This window comes from Propionivibrio pelophilus DSM 12018 (assembly GCF_059569095.1).
This window is the reverse complement of record NZ_JCANUT010000009.1, coordinates 45,014-62,872: the sequence shown is the minus strand read 5'-3', so window position 1 is coordinate 62,872 and position 17,859 is coordinate 45,014. Positions and strand designations below refer to the sequence as shown.

The 17,859-nt window shown below is 62.8% G+C and carries 18 protein-coding genes; 7 read left to right on the top strand and 11 right to left on the bottom strand.

The window, feature by feature from the left end:
• Window positions 1-15: 15 nt before the first annotated feature.
• From BO74_RS06415 to BO74_RS06405, 3 genes are all read right to left on the bottom strand, one after another.
• A complete protein-coding gene (locus BO74_RS06415; RefSeq protein WP_496440914.1) occupies window positions 16-1,002 on the bottom strand; it encodes a TRAP transporter substrate-binding protein in 987 nt (328 codons plus the stop codon).
• 104 nt (window positions 1,003-1,106) lie between these two features.
• Window positions 1,107-2,123 (bottom strand): TRAP transporter substrate-binding protein, encoded by a 1,017-nt coding sequence (locus BO74_RS06410; protein WP_496440913.1) that lies wholly within the window; start codon window positions 2,121-2,123, stop codon window positions 1,107-1,109.
• 51 nt (window positions 2,124-2,174) lie between these two features.
• Window positions 2,175-3,149: an amidohydrolase family protein gene (locus BO74_RS06405; protein ID WP_496440912.1), complete on the bottom strand. Its 975-nt coding sequence runs from the start codon at window positions 3,147-3,149 to the stop codon at window positions 2,175-2,177.
• A gap of 123 nt (window positions 3,150-3,272) precedes the next feature.
• On the opposite strand from BO74_RS06405, the gene BO74_RS06400 reads away from it, so the two are divergent.
• Entirely contained in the window at window positions 3,273-4,220 is a 948-nt protein-coding gene (locus tag BO74_RS06400; RefSeq protein ID WP_496440911.1) for a LysR family transcriptional regulator, read from the top strand.
• Between the two features lie 49 nt (window positions 4,221-4,269).
• On the opposite strand, the gene BO74_RS06395 is transcribed toward BO74_RS06400, so the two are convergent.
• Together BO74_RS06395 and BO74_RS06390 are read right to left on the bottom strand one after the other, a co-directional pair.
• Window positions 4,270-4,524, bottom strand: coding sequence for a hypothetical protein (locus BO74_RS06395; protein ID WP_496440909.1), 255 nt, complete (start codon window positions 4,522-4,524; stop codon window positions 4,270-4,272).
• A 92-nt stretch (window positions 4,525-4,616) separates the two neighbouring features.
• Window positions 4,617-5,483, bottom strand: a complete 867-nt coding sequence (locus BO74_RS06390; RefSeq protein WP_496440907.1) for a YicC/YloC family endoribonuclease — start codon at window positions 5,481-5,483, stop codon at window positions 4,617-4,619.
• Window positions 5,484-5,585: 102 nt separating this feature from the next.
• Here BO74_RS06390 and BO74_RS06385 point away from each other — a divergent pair, with 102 nt between their 5' ends.
• From BO74_RS06385 to hemW, 5 genes are read left to right on the top strand one after another with little or no spacing between them, the layout of a single operon-like run.
• Complete coding sequence (locus tag BO74_RS06385) at window positions 5,586-6,554, top strand: serine/threonine protein kinase (RefSeq protein ID WP_496440906.1); 969 nt, start codon at window positions 5,586-5,588, stop codon at window positions 6,552-6,554.
• Window positions 6,551-7,471 carry a PP2C family protein-serine/threonine phosphatase gene (locus BO74_RS06380; protein ID WP_496440905.1) on the top strand — a complete coding sequence of 307 codons (921 nt, stop codon included), beginning with the start codon at window positions 6,551-6,553 and terminating at the stop codon, window positions 7,469-7,471. The genes BO74_RS06385 and BO74_RS06380 overlap by 4 nt, the downstream gene beginning before the upstream one ends.
• A gap of 7 nt (window positions 7,472-7,478) precedes the next feature.
• Window positions 7,479-8,195 carry a ribonuclease PH gene (rph, locus tag BO74_RS06375; RefSeq protein WP_496440903.1) on the top strand — a complete coding sequence of 239 codons (717 nt, stop codon included), beginning with the start codon at window positions 7,479-7,481 and terminating at the stop codon, window positions 8,193-8,195.
• A complete protein-coding gene (gene rdgB, locus BO74_RS06370; RefSeq protein WP_496440901.1) occupies window positions 8,192-8,782 on the top strand; it encodes an RdgB/HAM1 family non-canonical purine NTP pyrophosphatase in 591 nt (196 codons plus the stop codon). Before rph ends, rdgB begins: the two co-directional genes overlap by 4 nt.
• Window positions 8,779-10,011: a radical SAM family heme chaperone HemW gene (gene hemW, locus BO74_RS06365; protein ID WP_496440900.1), complete on the top strand. Its 1,233-nt coding sequence runs from the start codon at window positions 8,779-8,781 to the stop codon at window positions 10,009-10,011. Before rdgB ends, hemW begins: the two co-directional genes overlap by 4 nt.
• 9 nt (window positions 10,012-10,020) lie before the next feature.
• On the opposite strand, the gene BO74_RS06360 is transcribed toward hemW, so the two are convergent.
• Both BO74_RS06360 and BO74_RS06355 read right to left on the bottom strand, forming a co-directional pair.
• Window positions 10,021-10,830, bottom strand: a complete 810-nt coding sequence (locus BO74_RS06360) for a PEP-CTERM sorting domain-containing protein (RefSeq protein ID WP_496440899.1) — start codon at window positions 10,828-10,830, stop codon at window positions 10,021-10,023.
• 103 nt (window positions 10,831-10,933) lie between these two features.
• A complete protein-coding gene (locus tag BO74_RS06355; protein WP_496440898.1) occupies window positions 10,934-12,091 on the bottom strand; it encodes an ankyrin repeat domain-containing protein in 1,158 nt (385 codons plus the stop codon).
• A 50-nt stretch (window positions 12,092-12,141) separates the two neighbouring features.
• Here BO74_RS06355 and BO74_RS06350 point away from each other — a divergent pair, with 50 nt between their 5' ends.
• Window positions 12,142-12,693 (top strand): energy transducer TonB, encoded by a 552-nt coding sequence (locus BO74_RS06350; protein WP_496440897.1) that lies wholly within the window; start codon window positions 12,142-12,144, stop codon window positions 12,691-12,693.
• On the opposite strand, the gene trmB is transcribed toward BO74_RS06350, so the two are convergent.
• The 4 genes from trmB to BO74_RS06330 form a co-directional block, all read right to left on the bottom strand.
• Window positions 12,694-13,419 carry a tRNA (guanosine(46)-N7)-methyltransferase TrmB gene (gene trmB / locus BO74_RS06345; protein WP_496440896.1) on the bottom strand — a complete coding sequence of 242 codons (726 nt, stop codon included), beginning with the start codon at window positions 13,417-13,419 and terminating at the stop codon, window positions 12,694-12,696.
• Window positions 13,420-13,461: 42 nt separating this feature from the next.
• A complete protein-coding gene (locus BO74_RS06340) occupies window positions 13,462-15,060 on the bottom strand; it encodes a bifunctional aminoglycoside phosphotransferase/ATP-binding protein (protein ID WP_496440895.1) in 1,599 nt (532 codons plus the stop codon).
• A gap of 106 nt (window positions 15,061-15,166) precedes the next feature.
• Entirely contained in the window at window positions 15,167-15,934 is a 768-nt protein-coding gene (locus tag BO74_RS06335; RefSeq protein WP_496440894.1) for a 3'-5' exonuclease, read from the bottom strand.
• A 15-nt stretch (window positions 15,935-15,949) separates the two neighbouring features.
• The gene (locus BO74_RS06330) at window positions 15,950-17,827 is read right to left on the bottom strand and encodes a DUF294 nucleotidyltransferase-like domain-containing protein (protein WP_496440893.1); all 1,878 of its coding nucleotides are present in this window, start codon (window positions 17,825-17,827) and stop codon (window positions 15,950-15,952) included.
• Between the last annotated feature and the right edge of the window lie 32 nt (window positions 17,828-17,859).

Below are 17,859 nucleotides of genomic sequence, written 5' to 3'. Positions count from 1 at the left end.
CTCCTGGAATGGCGATCAGCGCAGGGCGTCGACGGCCTTGAGCAGTTCGTCGCCGTTCTTCTCGACGAACATCTTGCGTACGTCATCCTTCACGACCGTCTTGATGCTCTCGATGTCGGGGTTCTCGACGATCTGCATGCCGTGCTTGCGTAATTCGGCCAGCGCCGCGTCTTCGCCCTTGGCGTTGAGATCGCGCTGGAAAGATCCGGCCTTGACCGCTTCTTCCAGCAGGATCTTCTGGACCTCGGGCTTGAGCCCATCGAACTTGCCCTTGTTCATCACCACGATCAGCGCGGTATAGGCATGCTTGGTCAGCGAGAGATACTTCTGCACCTCATGCATCTTGGTCGAGAGCATCACGCTCGGCGGATTTTCGTGACCGTCGATGGCTTTCGTTTCCAGCGCCGAGAACACTTCCGAGAACGGCATCGGCTGCGCGGCGGCGCCGAGCAACTGGAAGGCCTTGATGTGCAGCGGGTTCGGTGTGGTACGCAGCTTCAGGCCCTTGATGTCCTCGGCCTTGTTAACCGGCCGCTTGCTGTTGGCCAGGCTGCGGTAACCGACTTCCCAGAAGGCCAGCCCCTTCATCCGGAAGGCTCCCAGTTCGTCGAGCAGCGAACGGCCGAGCGGACCATCCACCACCTTCGCCACGTGCGCCGGGCTGTCGAACAGGTAGGGCAGGTCGAGGACGAGCAGCTTGGAGACGATGCCGGTGAAATACGGGTTGCCGGACATCTCGATGTCGATCGTTCCGCCGCGCACGCCGGAGATCATGGTGTTGTCGTTGCCGAGCTGGTTGTTCGGGAAGATCTGGATATCAACACCCCCGTTCGTCCGTGCCTTCACGTTCTTGGCAAACTCAAGCGCGGCAATATGCTGCGAGTCAGTCACCGGGTGGGCGTGGCCAAAGCGGAGCTTGACCGGCGCGGATTGCGCCCAGGCGGCGCCGACGGAAAGACCGAACAGAACGGCGGCAACGGTTCCTGCAAACTTGATTTTCATGTTGAACCCTCTCTAGGTGGAAAATGGCGCTCTCTGCGGAACGCTTGTTCAGGATGACCGGACGCCGACGCTCCGACGCCCGCTCTCCCTGATTTGGCTACAAATTACTTCGGTGCCTTGGCGATCGCCTCGAAGAAGGCCTTGGCCGTGTCCTCGCCCACCGCCGCCTGATGCTTGGCGATCACCGGTTGCAGCTTCTCGCGCATGCGCTGGCGTTCGGCGTCCGAGACGTCGTTGATCTCCATGCCGGCCTTGATCAGTTCTCCGCGCGCCTTGGCGTTGAGGTCGCGGCTGGCCTGGCGCTGGTACTCCGTAGCCTCGTGTGCCGCATCCTTCATCAGCTTCTTGTCGGCATCACTCAGCTTGTCCCAGAACTTCTTGGAGGCGATCAGCACCTGTGCGTCATAGGCGTGCCCGGTCGTCGAGAGGTATTTCTGCACGTCGTAGAACTTCTGTGCCTGCACCACGGTGTAGGGATTCTCCTGGGCATCGACGGCCTTCGTCTCCAGCGCGGTGAACAGTTCGTTGACCGGCATCGGGATGGCATTGGCCCCCAGTCCCGAGAACAGGTCGATGTACAGGTTGTTCTGCATCGTGCGCACCTTGATCCCGGCCATATCCTCGGCCTTGACGATGGGATGCTTGCTGTTGGTGAAGTGACGGAAACCGTTCTCCCAGTACCCGAGACCGACCAGGCCCTTGTCGGTCAGCTTGGCGAGGATGCTCTGCCCGAACGGCCCGTCGAACACCGCATAGGCCTGCTTCTCGCTGGCGAACGAGAAGGGCAGGCCGAACACGCCGAATTCCTTCACGAGGTTGGCCAGCGTCGCCGTGGACGGGGCGGTAAATTCCTGCGTGCCGCCGCGCAGCGCCGCCTGCATCTGCTGGTCGCTGCCCAGTTGCGCGCCGGAATAGACGGTGATCTTGATCCGTCCCTTGCTCTTCTGATCGACGATCTCGGCGAACTTGCGCGCACCGAGGGTCTGCGGATGGCTGTCCGGCAGCGAGGTGCCGAACTTGGCCTTGATCTCCTGGGCGACGGCAGCGGTCGTACCGAGGCACAGGGCGGCGGCCACGATGGCCAGCGAGCTGCGCAGGGTCATTGCCTTCAGTGCTTTCATGCGAACCTCCTGATGAGTTTTGGCGTGGTTGGTTACAACGTACAGCATGAATCAGCGCAACCCGTACAGCACGGTTGCGTTATCGCAGAACAACGCCAGGCGTTGCTCGGGAACCAGGCTCCGGGTCAGCGTCTTGAAGCCGCTCCAGAGGTCATTCAGCGTGACGACGATCGCATCAACCGGATGATTGCTGGCGAACAGGCAGCGCTCGACGCCGAAGTCCTCGATCAGCGCGTTCACCACCGGCGCCTGCTGCTCGACGGTCCACGGTTCACCACACACGCCGATGCCGGAGATCTTCATCATCACGTTCGGACAGGGGGCGAGCGGGGCCATCGCCGTGCGCCAGGCCCGCAGCGTTTCCTCGTCGCGGGTGCCGGGCAGCCCGGCATGATTGACGATGATCCGCGTCTCAGGGAAATCGCGGGCCAGTTCGACCGCCTCGTACATGTGCCACCACGGCGCCTGCAGTTCAAACATCAGGCCGTAGGCTGCGAGCCTGGCATAGCCTTCACGCCAGCGCGGGCAGCGCATCGACCCCGGCGCAGACCAGTCGTCGCGACAATTCTCGCGTGTCGTGCAGTTCGGCTTGTGTCGCACACTGCGCACGAAACCCCGCAGAGGCGGGCGGGCGTAGATCTGCATCAACTCCTCGGCGTCGGCGCGATCGAGCCAGATCTGCGCGGCCATGGCCTGCGGCTTGCCGCAGCGCTGCGCCAGGTCGGCCATCCAGAACGCTTCGCCAGCCGGATCATCAGGCGCCCATTCACCCTCCATCACCACGTGCCGCAGGACGCGATGATCGCCGCAGGCGGCGGCGTAGTCGGCGGGCAGGAAATCCTTGCAGATGGCTTCGTAGTCGCCGTAGCGAAACGGAATGCGGGGCAGTTCGGTCAGCCAGGGATGCGGGTTGTGCATATCCCAAAAATGATGATGGGCATCCACGATCGGCAACAGCCGCTCGTCGCCGGTCGCGAGAAATTCATCCCTGGCCTGCGCCAGATCGGGCAGCAACGCTGAACTCATGACGTGCGCAGTCCTCCACTGATGACCATTCCCTTATAGGTATGCGGCAGATCGTAGCAACGTCATTGATTTCCGAATACTGAAAGTATTTAATATATCGATCACCTCTGGTTATCAAACTCCATGCCATCATCCCGCACCGAACAGCTGCTCAACCGCCTGCGCATGCGCCAGATCGCCCTGCTGCTGGCCATCGACGAATTCCGCACCCTCCACGCTGCCGCCCAGCACCTCGGGATGACCCAGCCGGCGGCCAGCAAGATGCTGCACGAGCTCGAAGAGGCGCTGGGTGAAACGCTGTTCGACCGGATCGGGCGCGGGCTGACGCTCAACCCTGCCGGACAGGCAGTGCTCAATACCTTCCGCGGAATGCGCAACAGCATGGCGGTGTTGAGCCGCGAACTCGATGAACTGCGCCTCGGCAGTTCCGGAAAGCTGCGTGTCGGCAGCATTACCGCCGCCGCCCCGGCACCGCTGAGCGCGTCCATGATCCAGCTCAAGGAAGACTATCCACTGCTATCGATCGAGTTGAACGTCGACACCAGCGATCGACTGATCGAACTGCTGCGCGACGGCCGCCTCGACGTGGTCATCGGACGCATGCCCGATCCGGCCAGTCCGGCCAATCGGGACTGCGTGTTTACCCCGATCGGGGAGGAAGCGCTCTCGGTTGTTGCGGGCTGCGAGCACCCGCTGGCGCAACCGCCGGCCAGGCGTTCACTCGAGTTTTCGGAACTGCTCGACTATCCGTGGATCGTGCAACTGCGCGGGAGCCCGCTGCGCGAAATCATCGAGCAGGAATTCCGCAGCCATCATGCGGCACTGCCGCGCGGACTGGTGGAAACGTCTTCGTTCCTCACCGCGGCGGATTTGATCGCGCGTAGCCGGATGATCGCGATCATCCCGCAATCGATGGCGAAGCACTTCGCCCGGCACAACCTGCTGCGCATCCTGCCCTACAAGCTGACCCACACGCTATCGTCGTGGGGCAGCCTCGTCTTCCACGACCGGCACATCAACCCGGTGATGCGGCGCTTTCTCGACCTGATGCATACCGACAGCGCCGCCTGATTTCACAGAGCCGTACAGGCAATCCGCGGGGGAGTCGCGGCAACCGCCTTCACTCTCCCGAGCAATAATTCGCCACGGGCAGACCAGCAAATCGCGCAATCATGTTGTATTCAGCCACGGAGAACCGTCGCCCTTCATCAATATCCTGCGAGTACGCCTTGGCCACGATGTCGCCTGCATTCGTCGCATCCGGAACCAGGCTGTCCGGCCCATAGGCAAGGCCGCCAAGAATGAATGCCGGCTGGGAGAATGAGGCAGATTCGTGGTCTGTCGTCAGTATCCCTTTTGCGATGGCGATCTGCATTCTGTTTTCCTTCGGCAACGCGGCCAGGCAGCATCGCTGTTTATCGTCGAGTTATTCAGCGGAAACTCGACGTCCAGCGGCGTCCCGATTCATCATTCCAAATTCTGGATCTGCTCGCGCATCTGCTCGATCAGCAGCTTAAGCTCCATCGCCGTCTGCGAGACTTCGGCGACGACTGACTTGGAGCCGAGCGTATTGGCTTCACGATTGAGTTCCTGCATCAGGAAATCAAGGCGTTTGCCGCAAGCGCCACCGGCCGCCAGGACCCGCTCGACCTCGTCGAGATGGGTGGACAGGCGGGCCAGCTCTTCGGCCACGTCGATGCGCACGGCAAACACCGCAACTTCCTGGCGGATCCGCTCGTCATCGGCCGAGCCGAGTGCGTCGGCCAGTCGCTGCTTGAGCTTTTCCTGAAAGGCGGCCTGTGCCGCCGGAATGCGTGGCTCGACTTCGCGCACCAGCGCGCGCATGCGCGTCACGCGCTCCATGATCACGGCGGCGAGCTTTTCGCCTTCGCGCGAGCGGCTGGCGGTAAAGTCGTCCAGTGCGTCTTTCGCCAGGGCCAGAGCTGCCGGAACGAGCGTCGCACTATCGAGCGACTCGTCGCCGAACATGCCGGGCCAGCGCAGCACGTCACTGACAGTCAAAGGTTGCGCATCGGGCAACTCGCCACGCACTTGCGTTTCGAACGCCTTCAGGCGCTGCAGCAGGTCGGCATTCAGTGTCGTTGCCTGGGCGCGCGCGGACGACGCGGAAAAACCCATCCGGCATTCGAGCTTGCCGCGCGCCAGCCGTGCCCCGAACATCTCGCGCAACGCGGGTTCGGCCACGCGCAACTCCTCGCAGACACGGAACTGGATGTCGAGATAACGGGAATTGACACTCTTGAGCTCGATCTGCAACACGCCGCATTCGAGATCGAGGTTCCTGGCGGCATAGCCGGTCATGCTGTAGATCATGGAAAAGTCCCGGGGAAAGGTGTCGGAGACGCCGGCCGGCTTTACAGTATTTCGCCAAAGCCCGAAAATGGCCGGAAAACCCACATCATAGCTTTGATACTGATGGCGCAACAAGCCAACCACGCGCTGCCTTCCGGCTTCCAACTCGACGAGTACCGCATTGAACATCAACTCTCGCTGGGAGGATTTTCGATCGTCTATCTGGCGACCAACGGCGATGGGCAATACGTGGCCATCAAGGAATATCTGCCGAACAGCCTGGCCCTCCGCCCCGAGGGAGAAATCACGCCGGCCATCAGCGACGAGCACATGCCGGCTTTCCGCTACGGAATGAAGTGCTTCTTCGAGGAGGGGCGCGCACTGGCCAGGCTGTCGCATCCAAACGTAGTCCGCGTGCTCAACTTCTTCCGCGCCAACAATACCGTCTACATGGTGATGGAATACGAGCACGGGCGCACGCTGCAGGAAATAATCCAGAAGAACCGTGCAGTGATCACCGAGAATTTCTTGCGCAACGTGTTCACCAAGCTGCTCAACGGGCTGCGCGAGGTGCACGTGAACAAGCTGCTGCACCTCGATCTGAAGCCGTCGAACATCTACATGCGCAACGAAACCATTCCGGTCCTGATCGACTTCGGTGCCGCACGGCAGACGCTGGCCAGTGACACGCCCATGCTCAAGCCGATGTACACCCCGGGCTTCGCATCACCCGAGCACTACCGCCAACGCGAATTGCTCGGCCCGTGGAGCGACATCTACAGCGTCGGAGCGTCGATGTATGCCTGCCTCGCCGCTTCGGCACCGCAGGCGGCGGACAACCGCAATGAAAAGGACAAGCTGGTGCCGGCCATGGTGCGCTGGGAGGGACAGTTCTCCGACCAGTTGCTGGAAACCATCGACTGGTGCCTGTGCCTGAATCATCTCTATCGCCCGCAGAGCGCGTTCGCCCTGCAGAAGGCCCTGACCGAGCCAGTCACCGCGCCCAAACCGCCGGCGCCTGCCGCCAGCAGCAAAAAGACCTGGCTCGATCACGTCGTCGGAAAATTCAAAGGAAAGGCGGAACCGAAGTGAAGTTCACCATTTACCAGGAATCGCGGCAAGGCAAGCGCAAAAACAATGAGGACCGACTGGCCCACTGCTATTCGCGCGATGCGCTGATGACGGTCATCGCCGACGGCATGGGCGGGCACTACTACGGGGAAATCGCCGCGCAGATCGCCGTGCAGTCGGTGACCGAAGCCTTTCAGCGCGAGGCCAACCCGAAAATTGAAGAGCCGTTCACGTTCCTCAACCAGGCAATGCTCAACGCGCACCATGCGATCATGGATTTCACCGAGACGCATCGCCTGGACGACTCGCCACGCACCACCTGCGTCGCCTGCATCATCCAGGACAACATCGCCCACTGGGCGCACGCCGGCGACTCGCGCCTGTACATCTTCCGCGACGGGACGACGCTGACGCGCACCCGCGATCACTCGCGCGTGCAATTGCTGATCGACCAAGGGCTGATCAGCGAAGCACAGGCGGCGCACCACCCTGATCGCAACAAGGTCTACAGCTGTCTCGGCGGGCGGCAGGATCCGGAGATCGAACTCTCACGCAAGACGCCACTGGAGGCAGGCGATGTCATCGCCCTGTGCACCGACGGCCTCTGGGGGCTGTTCCCTGACGACGCGCTCGGCTCCGCGCTGGCCACGCCGAATCTTATGAAAGCCGTCCCCGATCTGATGGATCTCGCCGACGACCGCGGCGGCCCGAACGCCGACAACCTGTCGGTCATCGCCGTTCGTTGGGAAGACACCTACGTCCAGCCGGGCTCCGGCCAATCCACGGCGATCCACACCCAGACCATGCCGCTCGGCGCCCTCACCACCCGCCTCGACGAATTCGGCCGCCATCCGAAGTACAAGACCGAACTCACCGACGACGAGATCGAACGCGCCATCAACGAAATCCGATCCACCATTCAGAAATACTCGAAATAGGAAACCCATGCGCCCCAGCCAACGCCAACCCGCGCAATTGCGCGACGTCCGCATCACCCGCCAATTCACTTGCCACGCCGAAGGCTCCGTGCTCATCGAGATGGGCAACACCAAGGTGCTGTGCACCGCCAGCGTTGAAGAATCCGTCCCCCCGTTCCTGCGCGGCAAGGGCCAGGGCTGGGTCACCGCCGAATACGGGATGCTGCCTCGCTCGACGCATACGCGCACGGCGCGCGAAGCGGCCAAGGGCAAGCAGTCCGGGCGCACGCTGGAAATCCAGCGCCTGATCGGCCGCTCGCTGCGCGCCGTCACAGATCTCGTTGCCCTCGGCGAACGCCAGATCACCCTCGACTGCGACGTGCTGCAGGCCGACGGCGGCACCCGCTGCGCGTCGATCACCGGCGCTTGGCTGGCGCTGAACGACGCCTGCGCCAAGCTCGTCGCCGAAGGCAAGCTGGCTACCAGCCCGGTGCGTGACCACGTCGCCGCCGTATCTGTCGGCATCTTCGAGGGCCAATTGGTACTCGACCTCGACTACCCGGAGGACTCGGCCTGCGACACCGACATGAACGTAATCATGACCGGTGCCGGCGGCATCGTCGAAATTCAAGGAACGGCGGAAGGCGAGCCGTTTACCCGCGCCCAGATGAACCAGCTGGTCGACATGGCGGAAGCCGGCATCGGCGAATTGATCGTCAAGCAGAAAGAGGCGCTCGCCGCATGAAGCTCGTCGTCGCCTCGAACAACCCGGGCAAGCTGCGCGAATTTGGCCAGTTGCTCGCCCCGCTCGGCTGGGAAACGATTCCGCAGAGGGAACTCGACGTTCCCGAATGCGAGGAGCCGCACGTCACCTTCGTCGAAAACGCGCTGGCCAAGGCCCGGCACGCGGCGGCCTGTACCGGCCTGCCGGCGCTGGCCGACGATTCCGGCCTCTGTGTGCACGCCCTCGGCGGCGCACCGGGCGTCTTTTCCGCCCGCTATGCCGGCGAGCCGAAATCCGATGAGCGCAACAACGAGAAGCTGGTCGCCGACCTCACCGACAGGAGCGACCGGCGCGCCCATTACGTCTGCGTGCTGGTCTTCGTCCGTCACGCCGACGACCCGCAGCCGATCATCACCGAAGGCGAGTGGCACGGCGAAATCGTCGATGTGCCGCGCGGCCAGGGCGGTTTCGGGTACGACCCGTATTTCTTCCTGCCCGACGCGGGCGTCACCGCGGCGGAACTCGACTCCGCCGAAAAGAACCGCCGCTCGCATCGCGGGAAAGCGCTGGAGCAGCTCGTCGCACGCCTGAAATCCGGCGCCGCATGACCGAGCGGAAGCACTCGCGCGTCATCGCGATCCACCCGTCTGGACGAATCGATGACGCACGCAGCGGCACGCTCGAATTCCGTACGCCGCTACCGCTCTCGCTGTATATCCACGTGCCGTGGTGCGTACAGAAATGTCCGTACTGCGATTTCAATTCACACGCGGTCCGCGAAATCCTGCCTGAAGCCGAGTACCTTGCCGCACTCGTCGCCGACCTCGAATCGGCGCTGCCGCTCGTCTGGGGACGCAAGGTCGTCAGCATCTTCCTCGGCGGCGGCACGCCGAGCCTGCTCTCGGGCGAGGGAATCGACACGCTGCTGACCGCCGTCCGCACCCGCCTGCCGCTGGTGCATGACGCGGAAATCACCCTCGAAGCCAACCCCGGCACCGTCGAGGCGGGCAAGTTCGCCGCGTTCCGCGCCGCCGGCATCAACCGCCTCTCGCTCGGCATCCAGAGCTTCGACAACGCCCACCTCAAGGCCCTCGGGCGCATTCACGACGGTGACGAGGCCCGCCGGGCCATCGAGATCGCCGCCCGCCACTTCGACAATTTCAACCTCGACCTGATGTACGGCCTGCCGGGGCAGACCATCGACCAGGCGCTTGCCGATGTCGAGCAGGCACTCGCCTTCGCCCCGACGCACCTTTCCTGTTATCAGCTGACCATCGAGCCGAACACGGCCTTTGCCGCAGCGCCGCCGGCCCTGCCCGACCCGGATCGATGCGCCGACATGCAGGAAGCCATCGAGGCCCGCCTCGCTGCTGGCGGCTTCACGCACTACGAGACATCGGCCTTCGCTCGTCCCGGGCGGCAATGCCTCCACAATCTCAACTACTGGACGTTTGGCGACTACCTCGGTATCGGCGCCGGCGCGCACGGCAAACTGACGCTGCACGACGGCAAGGCATGGGAGGTACGCCGGCAGATGCGCTGGAAACAGCCGAAGCAGTACCTCGCCGGCGTCGCAAAAGGACGTCTGCTCCAGGACGAATTTTCCGTCCCGGCGGCCGATCTGCCGTTTGAATTCATGATGAACGCTCTCCGCCTTATTCAGGGATTCGATCCCGCTTTGTTCGAAGCACGCACGGCGCTACCGCTGCTTGCCGTCGAAACGATCCTGCGTCAGGCGGAAGACGAGGGACTGATCGTGCGTGAGCCCGGACGGATCGCACCGACCCAGCGCGGCCAGCGCTTCCTCAACCGGCTGCTGGAAATGTTTCTGGCGTGATCGCTGCTCTCAGCGTTCCTTGCGGCGACGCAAGCCTCCGCCGAGCAAGCCGACCATCCCGACACCAAACAGCGCCAGCGAGCCGGGTTCCGGCACGGCAAACCCGGGATCGACGATGATGCTGTCGTTGGCGCAGTTCTGGGTCCAGTGAATATTGAACTCGCTGCCGTCCCAGCCCGCCGCATACAGCAAATCGAGATCCAGGCTGATTTCGTAGAAGAAGTGCTTATCACTGTTCCACTGGCCATAGCCACCGGCACCATTCTTAGAATAGTCGTACGTCGCCGTGCCGATCAGCGTTCCGCCAAGAAGAGATGTGGGATGCAACGGATCGGGGACTCCCCCGGACTTCTTAACCTCTTCTCCATTCGCATCCCAAAGACCATATGCCCACACCGGATTGCTATAAACGCCACCGGCAACGCCGAAGCCTCCGGTTATGATGTTGATCCCCAGTTCGTAGCTACCGTTTTTGCCGAAATCTATAGCAAAGTCGCCGGCGCCATAGCTGTTTTTCAACGGATTGTTTGCAGTCGCGGGATCGTGCCCGGCAATCAGGGCAATCCACAACGCCCCATCTTGGATGGTCGCATATAGGGCCTCAGCATCATAAGCCTGACCGCCATATCCTGGATCGAGATAAGTGTTTGTATTCCCGGTCGCATCCTCTACCGTGTAGAGCACTCCCGGAAGCGACGAGGCCCACGTGTTGTGATCGATATTCCAGTCAGACAAATTGCCGTTGACGAGAAGACTGGCACCGGCGGCACCGGAGAACAAAGCGCTTGCGGCTAGTGCTGAGACAAAGAGTTTTTTCATGGCGATCGCATCACCGGAAAATGGCAGGCTCTCGCAAAATAACCGCCCTCGTACATTTACGCTGTGAAATTATTCACACGGGCCAACAAACTTCGACAACCAACTATTTTTGAGCTTCCACTGCCTCGTAAAGCTCTTGTCGCAGCCCCTCGGCAGGACGGCCCTGTGCTTCGTCCAAACGAATCTGCCGCATCAGGTCGGCAATGCGTGCCTGAATTGCCAACCGGTCAGCCGGCGTCACCTTGAGCACCGGCACGGGTTCACCCTTCTTCGCATTCGCTGGTTTCACCGGATTATCCGTTGGCCGGCGGGCGGTGATCTGTGCCCGCTCGCCGCCGAACTGGTTACGCTTGGCAGTGATGACAATCGACTTACCCTGGTACGGCAGGTGCGCCGGGCGCCGGACCGCGCGGCGCGCCATCGCCTTGGCACGAACCTCTTCGACGACGCGGCGCAACTCGACATGCAGATGCTCGCTCGGCAAACCTTCGGCCTCGGCCTCGCGAATCTTCTGCAACAACACTTCGATCTCGCTCGGCGCGGCGGCCGACTTGATCGGCTCACCGAAATCCTCCTTCGGCGCCTTGACCGCGATCTCGAACTCTTCCGGCGAGGAGATCATCTTGCCCAGCCGGTAATGGTCGTAGCGCATCGCCAGCACGAGAGACGTGTCCCCCCAGTCGTTCTTCGCCCGCGTGTCGGCCCCCGACTCAAGAAGCGTCTTGGCGATTTCCTCGCGCCCTTCCCGCGCAGCCATCATCAGCGGCGTCGAACCGTTGGGCGAACGCGCATTCACGTTTGCTCCGCGCTCGATCAGGTACTTTGCCAACTCGGTATGGCCGTTGAACACGGCGTAGTGCAACGCCCCCCAATAATTACCCTCGCGGTTGACTGGAGCGCCATGGGTCAGCAGCCATTTCGCCGCCTCCACATGCCCGTTCCATACCGCCAACTGCAGCGCCTGCTCGCCATTGCGGTTGCTCCGCCGCGGATTGGACCCGTGAGAAAGAAAGAGTTGCATCATGTCGATGTTGCCATGCCAGGCCGCGTTCATCAGACCGGTGCCGAACTGGCTTCCTTCGAAGTCCGGATCGAGCCCTTCATCAAGCCATTCTCGAACACTGGCAACATCCCCGCGTTCAACAGCCCAACTGAAAGCCGCCGGGTCGGGCAAGGCAGCAAATGCCGCACCGGACAGAAAACACGAACAACATAACAGCGCCATCAGGCGCTCACGCATTGCCACACACACCTTAAGCATCTAACGCTCCCGGAGCACTTCCATTCCATTTGTTGCACAATACCGGATCCATGCCGCTCCGCCTGATTATCGCCGTTACTCTCTCGCTTGTCCTGCACGGTGGCCTGTTGGTCGCCGATGCATTCAAGCCGGCCGCACCTCGACCGCGACCTGCGCTTCAGGCCATTTTGCGTCTTCCTCCCGAACCAGCACGTCCGGCAGAAACTCCGCCCATTCCGGACTCGTTGCTGAAGAACACGATCGAGGAGGAAGCGCTGCAGGAGGACGCACCAAAGCCGCCGCCCCCCGTAGCGAAAAAGAAAATCGAGACACCCAACACGAGCCCCCCCACCCCGAAACCGCTCACCCAGCGTGAAATCCGCGCCGTGCAGGAAAAACTGGCGGAGTACGTGTTCTATCCGGAACATGCACGGGCCTTGGGGATCGAGGGAACGGTCGAGCTGTTCATCGAACTCTCTGCGAACGGAAAAGTCGAGGATGTGCGCGTTGTTTCCAGCAGCGGGTACCCGATTCTCGACAACGCCGCCATCAAGGGGTTCTACGCGATCGGCCGCCTGCCGGGAACATCGGACACCTGGTCCTACACATTCCAGCTCGAGTGATCAGGCCTTGCGGCGAAACACCAGATCCCAGACGCCGTGCCCCAGGCGAATGCCGCGCTGCTCGAACTTGGTCAGCGGCCGATAGTCCGGGCGCGGCGCGTAGCCGTCGGCGGTGTTTGCCAGCAAAGGCTCGGCTGACAACACTTCGAGCATCTGCTCCGCGTAGTTTTCCCAGTCGGTCGCGCAGTGAATGTAACTGCCCGGCTTGAGGCGGCGTGCCAGTGTTGCCACCAGCGGTGACTGGATCAGGCGGCGCTTGTGGTGGCGGGCCTTCGGCCACGGATCGGGAAAGAAGATGTGCACGCCGTCGAGCGATCCCTCGGGGATCATGTCGCGCAGCACTTCCACCGCGTCGTGCTGGATGATGCGTTGGTTGGCCAGATTCTTCTCGGCGATCAGCTTGCACAGGCTGCCGACGCCCGGCGTGTGCACCTCGACGCCGATGTAGTCATTCTGCGAGTTGGTCTCGGCGATCGCCGCCGACGTTTCGCCCATGCCGAATCCGATTTCGAGAATGTGCGGCGCACTGCGCCCAAACACGGTGTCGAGGTCGAGCAGCGAGACGGCATAGGGTATGCCGATCTTCGCCATCATCTCATCGTAGTAACGCTGCTGCGCATTCGAGACGCGGCCCTGACGCAGCACGAAACTGCGGATGTGCCCGGCCCGCCCGGCCGTGTAAACGCCTTCCGTCTCCCGGGTTTCGGTTTCCAAACCTTGGTTCATGGGAGCATCTCCGCCGGTCTTTTTGAAAAGCGGGCGATTTTATCATGTGCCCGCCGAGGGGCTCCCCGGAAACCCGGCCAAGCGGCGCGACAAATCCTCACGCATGATGTCTTCGGTCGCTACCCGCAGGCAATCAACGTACTCGTCGGCAGAGAGCGGCTCCTGCGAACGCAACTGCTCCGTCAGAACGGCACAATCCGCCTCCGAGGGATCGCTGCCAGCGCGTGCGCGCGCAGCCAGACGCTGACGCAGAACAGTTTCCGGCGCCTGGCAATCGATCAGCCGGAAAGGGATGCCCAGCTCCGCCGCCAGCGAACGGAAAAGGCGCCGCTGCCACGCGGCGAGACTGGCTGCGTCGACGATGACAGGGAAGCCGGCAGCGAGGACTGTCCGCGCCTGTTCCGCCAGACGCGCATAGGTCGCCGCCGTCATCTCCGGACCGTAGATCCGCCCTGACACGGAACAACTGTTGCCGCGTGCCGCCAGGCCGGCCAGCCGCTTGCGCTCGACATCGGAGCGCAGACGCACCGCCCCGGTCGTCTCCAGCAGAATCTGTGACACCCAGCTTTTTCCTGCGCCGGACACCCCATGCATCAAGCCCAGGAAACGTTGGCGCCCGTACATCGCACGCTGGGCGCAGGCGATGTATTGATCACAAACCGCCCGTTCATGATCGCGCTTTCCCGGCTCTTCCTGCGACGCCCGAATCGCCGCGACCTTGGCGCGGACCAACGCCCGATAACTCTGATAGAACGTCAATAGCGCCAAACCGCCGCAATCGCCGGTTTCCTCCAACCAGCGATCGAGGAAACGGTGAGCGTAATCCGGTCGCCCACGTTCTTCGAGATCCATCGTCATGAAGGCAACTTCGTTGATGACATCGATCCAGCGCAGTTCCGGGTTGAACTCGATGCAGTCGAAGATCACCGGCTTCCCGAGGATCAGCGCAACGTTCCCCAGATGCAGATCGCCGTGGCATTCGCGCACCCTCCCATCAAGCTTGCGAGCGGTGATCAGGTCCGCGAAATCCGCGCAGCGATCGCGGCTCCACGCCTCGAGGGTTTGCAAGCTCCCCGCGTATCCGCCTGCAGTAAGAAGCCGGCGTAGCTGCCTGAAATTCGCTGCAACCGGCGCCCACACGGCCTCTGGAGACCCGAAGCCCGCGTCGGGCGGACAACGCTCCGCCTGCGTGTGAAACTCGGCGACACGCTCGGCCAGCAGATCGATCACTTGCGGCGGCAGGCGCTTGCTCGCCAGGCGACTGGAGAGCAATGCCGACTGGGCGAAGCGGCGCATTTCCACCGCGTACTCGAACGGCACGCCAGCGCCACCGATCTGCGGCGCATCGGGCGCTCCGCTCAGCGCCACCACCGCGCGATAGAGCTCCGGCGCGAGGCGCCGATTGAGCCGCAATTCCTCCTCGCAATAGCGCCGGCGTTTCTCCAGCGTGGAAAAATCCAGAAAGCCGAGATTCACCGCCTTCTTGATCTTGTACGCCGTCCGCCCGACGAGCAGCACATAGGAAATGTGCGTCTCGATCAAGCGCACGGCGCCTCTCGCTGCCAAAGCCCGCTGCAAGGAGGCAACCAAAGCTGCCTGGGCGCGCCCGGCATCAGGCGACAACAGGGGAACTACGCGCATGGCCTCCTCGCTTTCGGCGGCCTCCGGCAAAGCCGCTTTCCCCTTGAAGGCTAGATCAGCCGACCCAGCCACGCAAACGGTCGTCCGCTTCAGGCAAGCAAATGGATCACTGCCACAGTTCGCGCAGCGGCATCTCCGGGCTGAACCGGTGCGCCACCTGTGCCTGCAACAATTCGGCGGTAGCGAGCGCGTCGGTCAGCGCATGATGAGCGCGGTAGCGCGGCAAACCGTAGCGTTCGCGACTGTCGGCCAGGCGGATCGACACAGGCGGGGGCTTCCACCCCAGCAGGCGCGCAAAGAAGCCTGGCGGTGACTGACGATGCAGACGGGCTTCCAACTCCATGGTGTCGATGACCGGAAACTGAAGCCCCTCCCCGACACGCGCCCTCAGCGCAAGATCGAGAAAGCTGCGCTCGATCTCCTTGCAGTGCACGACGACGACGCGCCCCGTTAGCGCGGCGAGCAAATCATCGACAATCGCGTCAAGATCGGGAGCCGCATCGATCTGGGCGTGCGTGATCGCATGGATCGTGACCGACTCCGGATCAAGTCCGGTGCGGGGTCGCACAACCCAGTAGCGCGAGGCACTGGAAGCGATGCGATCGAGCATCATCGGCACCACGCCGATGCTCACGATCTCGTCGCGTTCGGGATTCAGGCCGGTGGTTTCGACGTCAAGCGCGACCATCGGCACATCCTTCAGCGGCGCATCACCTGCCGGCGTCCCGTGGGCATAGAAAGTCCGTAACCGGGAATCGCGCGCACCAGCGGCCAGGTCGGCGAAACGCCGCGGCCAGTCCGGCCCGGGAAGCGGCTTGCGCTCCCGGCGGGGAATGCTACCTGGCGTACCCGCCAAATCTCCGCGGTGCAGCATCGCGCGCCCTCGTCCTCAGTTGGCCCGTCCCGGGTGGTAGCGGTATTTGAGGAATTTCTGCGCGTTGCTCAGAATCTGGAAGGCGTCGCGCAGGCTCTTGCGTTCGAATTCGGACAGCTTCTCCGGATCGATGCTGTTGTCGGGATCGGCGCCGGCGGCAAGGTCCTCGGCCTGATGACGCCCGCGCACCATGGAGATGAATTCGAGCGCATCGTACAGATCCTGGCCACGGCCAAGCGGCAGGATCGCCGCGTCAATGATGTCCTTCAGGCGCTCGAAGGAATTCAGCGCCATCGAACCGATCGCCAGCCCATGTACCCGGACCAGGTCGGAGAGCGGCGCCGTTCCGCGGCGCTTGATGTTGATCACCCGGCTGTGGCGGCCATCGGACTCCACCACGAAGTCCTTGAAGAAGCCCAGCGGCGGCGTACGCAATAGCGCGTTGCGCGCCATGCAGGCGAGAAAGCGCGAATTGCCTCTGGCCTTGCGCGCGATCAGTTCGCGCAGGCGCATCGCCCACTCCACTTGCCCCCACACGCCATCAAGGTCGAAGAAGATGCCGGCATTGAGCAGCGACTCCGGCGTCGGACGCTCGATCCAGTCGGTGAAGGTGCGCTCCCACGCTCTCAGCGGCTGACGCCATCTCTCGTTGGTCGCCATCACCCCGCCGCTGCAGTAGCTGTAGCCACAGCGCGCCAGCCCATCGCAGACGAAGGTGGCAAGCGCCTTGAAGTAGGCGTCGTGACGCGCCGGATCGAAACGGTTGTCCAGCACCAGCGCGTTGTCCTGGTCCGTGACGATCAGTTGCTCCTGCCGCGCCATCGAGCCGAGGGCGAGGAAGCAGTACGCCACGGGAGGCGGGCCGAGTTCGGCCTCGCCCAGCTCCAGCAGGCGCTGCTTGAAGCTGCGCCCGATCGCCGCCATTGCGCTGCCGACCATGTGCGAACTCGCGTCCTCGCCCAGCATGCGCACAAAGCAGGCGCGCACATCCGGCACCAGCGCGGCAAGCTCATCCACCGATTGCTGGCGGAAAATGCTGCCGACCACGAACAGGCTGTTGCGCGATTCATAGCGGATGATGTCCGACAGGGCGATGATGCCAAGCGGCCGCTGGTTCTTCATCACCGGCAGGTGATGCACGTTGCGGCGCAGCATCGCCAGCATGGCTTCAAAGACCAGCTGGTTGTGGGCGACCGAGGCCACGCCGGCGGTCATGATCCCGGCCACCGGCGTATCGTAGGGGAGGCCGGGTGCCAGCAGGCGGGTACGCAGATCACGGTCCGTCAGGATGCCCGACAGCAGGGGAAGATCGGGCACATCAGGATTGTCATCGACGATCAACAGCGAGGACACGCCTTCCTCCGCCATGCGCTGAGCCGCCTCCCGGGCAGTTGCGCCGCTGCCCAGCGTCACAGCCGGGCGGCTCACGAGAACCTCGACCGTGGCCGACATCAGGTCGTTGGCGTCGGCACGGCGCGACACCACCTGACGCAGACGCGTGCGATCCTCGATCTCTACGTAGTCGGCAAAAACCTCATGCTGCTCGAACAGCTCGAGGAACACCGGCTGCGGAATCAGGTACAGCAGCGTATCCTCCAGCGCCTGCGCCGGAAAGCGCACACGGCCGTGGCGCAGCAGACCGAATTCACCAAAGTAGCCGCCCGCCGTCAGGCGGTTGTACAGCGTGCCATTTCGCCGGAAAACCTCGACCGCGCCACTGCGCACCACGTGCCAGAACTCGGCCGGCTGACCGAACTCGACGATTTTCTCGCCAGCCTTGTAATAGCGCACGTCGACAGCGACCGCCACGTTCTGCAGTGCATCTTCCGGCAGTTCGCAAAACGGCGGATGGGAACGGAGGAAGTCGAGAATTTCAAGCTGTTCGACCTGCATGGTTTCATCCGGCAAATGCTCTGCGAGCCCGG

Bases quoted from the DNA above. Each gene is read 5' to 3' on its own strand.
- BO74_RS06415 (WP_496440914.1), bottom strand. From the start codon at position 1,002: ATGAAAATCAAGTTTGCAGGAACCGTTGCCGCCGTTCTGTTCGGTCTT.
- BO74_RS06410 (WP_496440913.1), bottom strand. From the start codon at position 2,123: ATGAAAGCACTGAAGGCAATGACCCTGCGCAGCTCGCTGGCCATCGTG.
- BO74_RS06405 (WP_496440912.1), bottom strand. From the start codon at position 3,149: ATGAGTTCAGCGTTGCTGCCCGATCTGGCGCAGGCCAGGGATGAATTT.
- BO74_RS06400 (WP_496440911.1), top strand. From the start codon at position 3,273: ATGCCATCATCCCGCACCGAACAGCTGCTCAACCGCCTGCGCATGCGC.
- BO74_RS06395 (WP_496440909.1), bottom strand. From the start codon at position 4,524: ATGCAGATCGCCATCGCAAAAGGGATACTGACGACAGACCACGAATCT.
- BO74_RS06390 (WP_496440907.1), bottom strand. From the start codon at position 5,483: ATGATCTACAGCATGACCGGCTATGCCGCCAGGAACCTCGATCTCGAA.
- BO74_RS06385 (WP_496440906.1), top strand. From the start codon at position 5,586: ATGGCGCAACAAGCCAACCACGCGCTGCCTTCCGGCTTCCAACTCGAC.
- rph (WP_496440903.1), top strand. From the start codon at position 7,479: ATGCGCCCCAGCCAACGCCAACCCGCGCAATTGCGCGACGTCCGCATC.
- rdgB (WP_496440901.1), top strand. From the start codon at position 8,192: ATGAAGCTCGTCGTCGCCTCGAACAACCCGGGCAAGCTGCGCGAATTT.
- hemW (WP_496440900.1), top strand. From the start codon at position 8,779: ATGACCGAGCGGAAGCACTCGCGCGTCATCGCGATCCACCCGTCTGGA.
- BO74_RS06360 (WP_496440899.1), bottom strand. From the start codon at position 10,830: ATGAAAAAACTCTTTGTCTCAGCACTAGCCGCAAGCGCTTTGTTCTCC.
- BO74_RS06355 (WP_496440898.1), bottom strand. From the start codon at position 12,091: ATGCTTAAGGTGTGTGTGGCAATGCGTGAGCGCCTGATGGCGCTGTTA.
- BO74_RS06350 (WP_496440897.1), top strand. From the start codon at position 12,142: ATGCCGCTCCGCCTGATTATCGCCGTTACTCTCTCGCTTGTCCTGCAC.
- trmB (WP_496440896.1), bottom strand. From the start codon at position 13,419: ATGAACCAAGGTTTGGAAACCGAAACCCGGGAGACGGAAGGCGTTTAC.
- BO74_RS06340 (WP_496440895.1), bottom strand. From the start codon at position 15,060: ATGCGCGTAGTTCCCCTGTTGTCGCCTGATGCCGGGCGCGCCCAGGCA.
- BO74_RS06335 (WP_496440894.1), bottom strand. From the start codon at position 15,934: ATGCTGCACCGCGGAGATTTGGCGGGTACGCCAGGTAGCATTCCCCGC.
- BO74_RS06330 (WP_496440893.1), bottom strand. From the start codon at position 17,827: ATGCAGGTCGAACAGCTTGAAATTCTCGACTTCCTCCGTTCCCATCCG.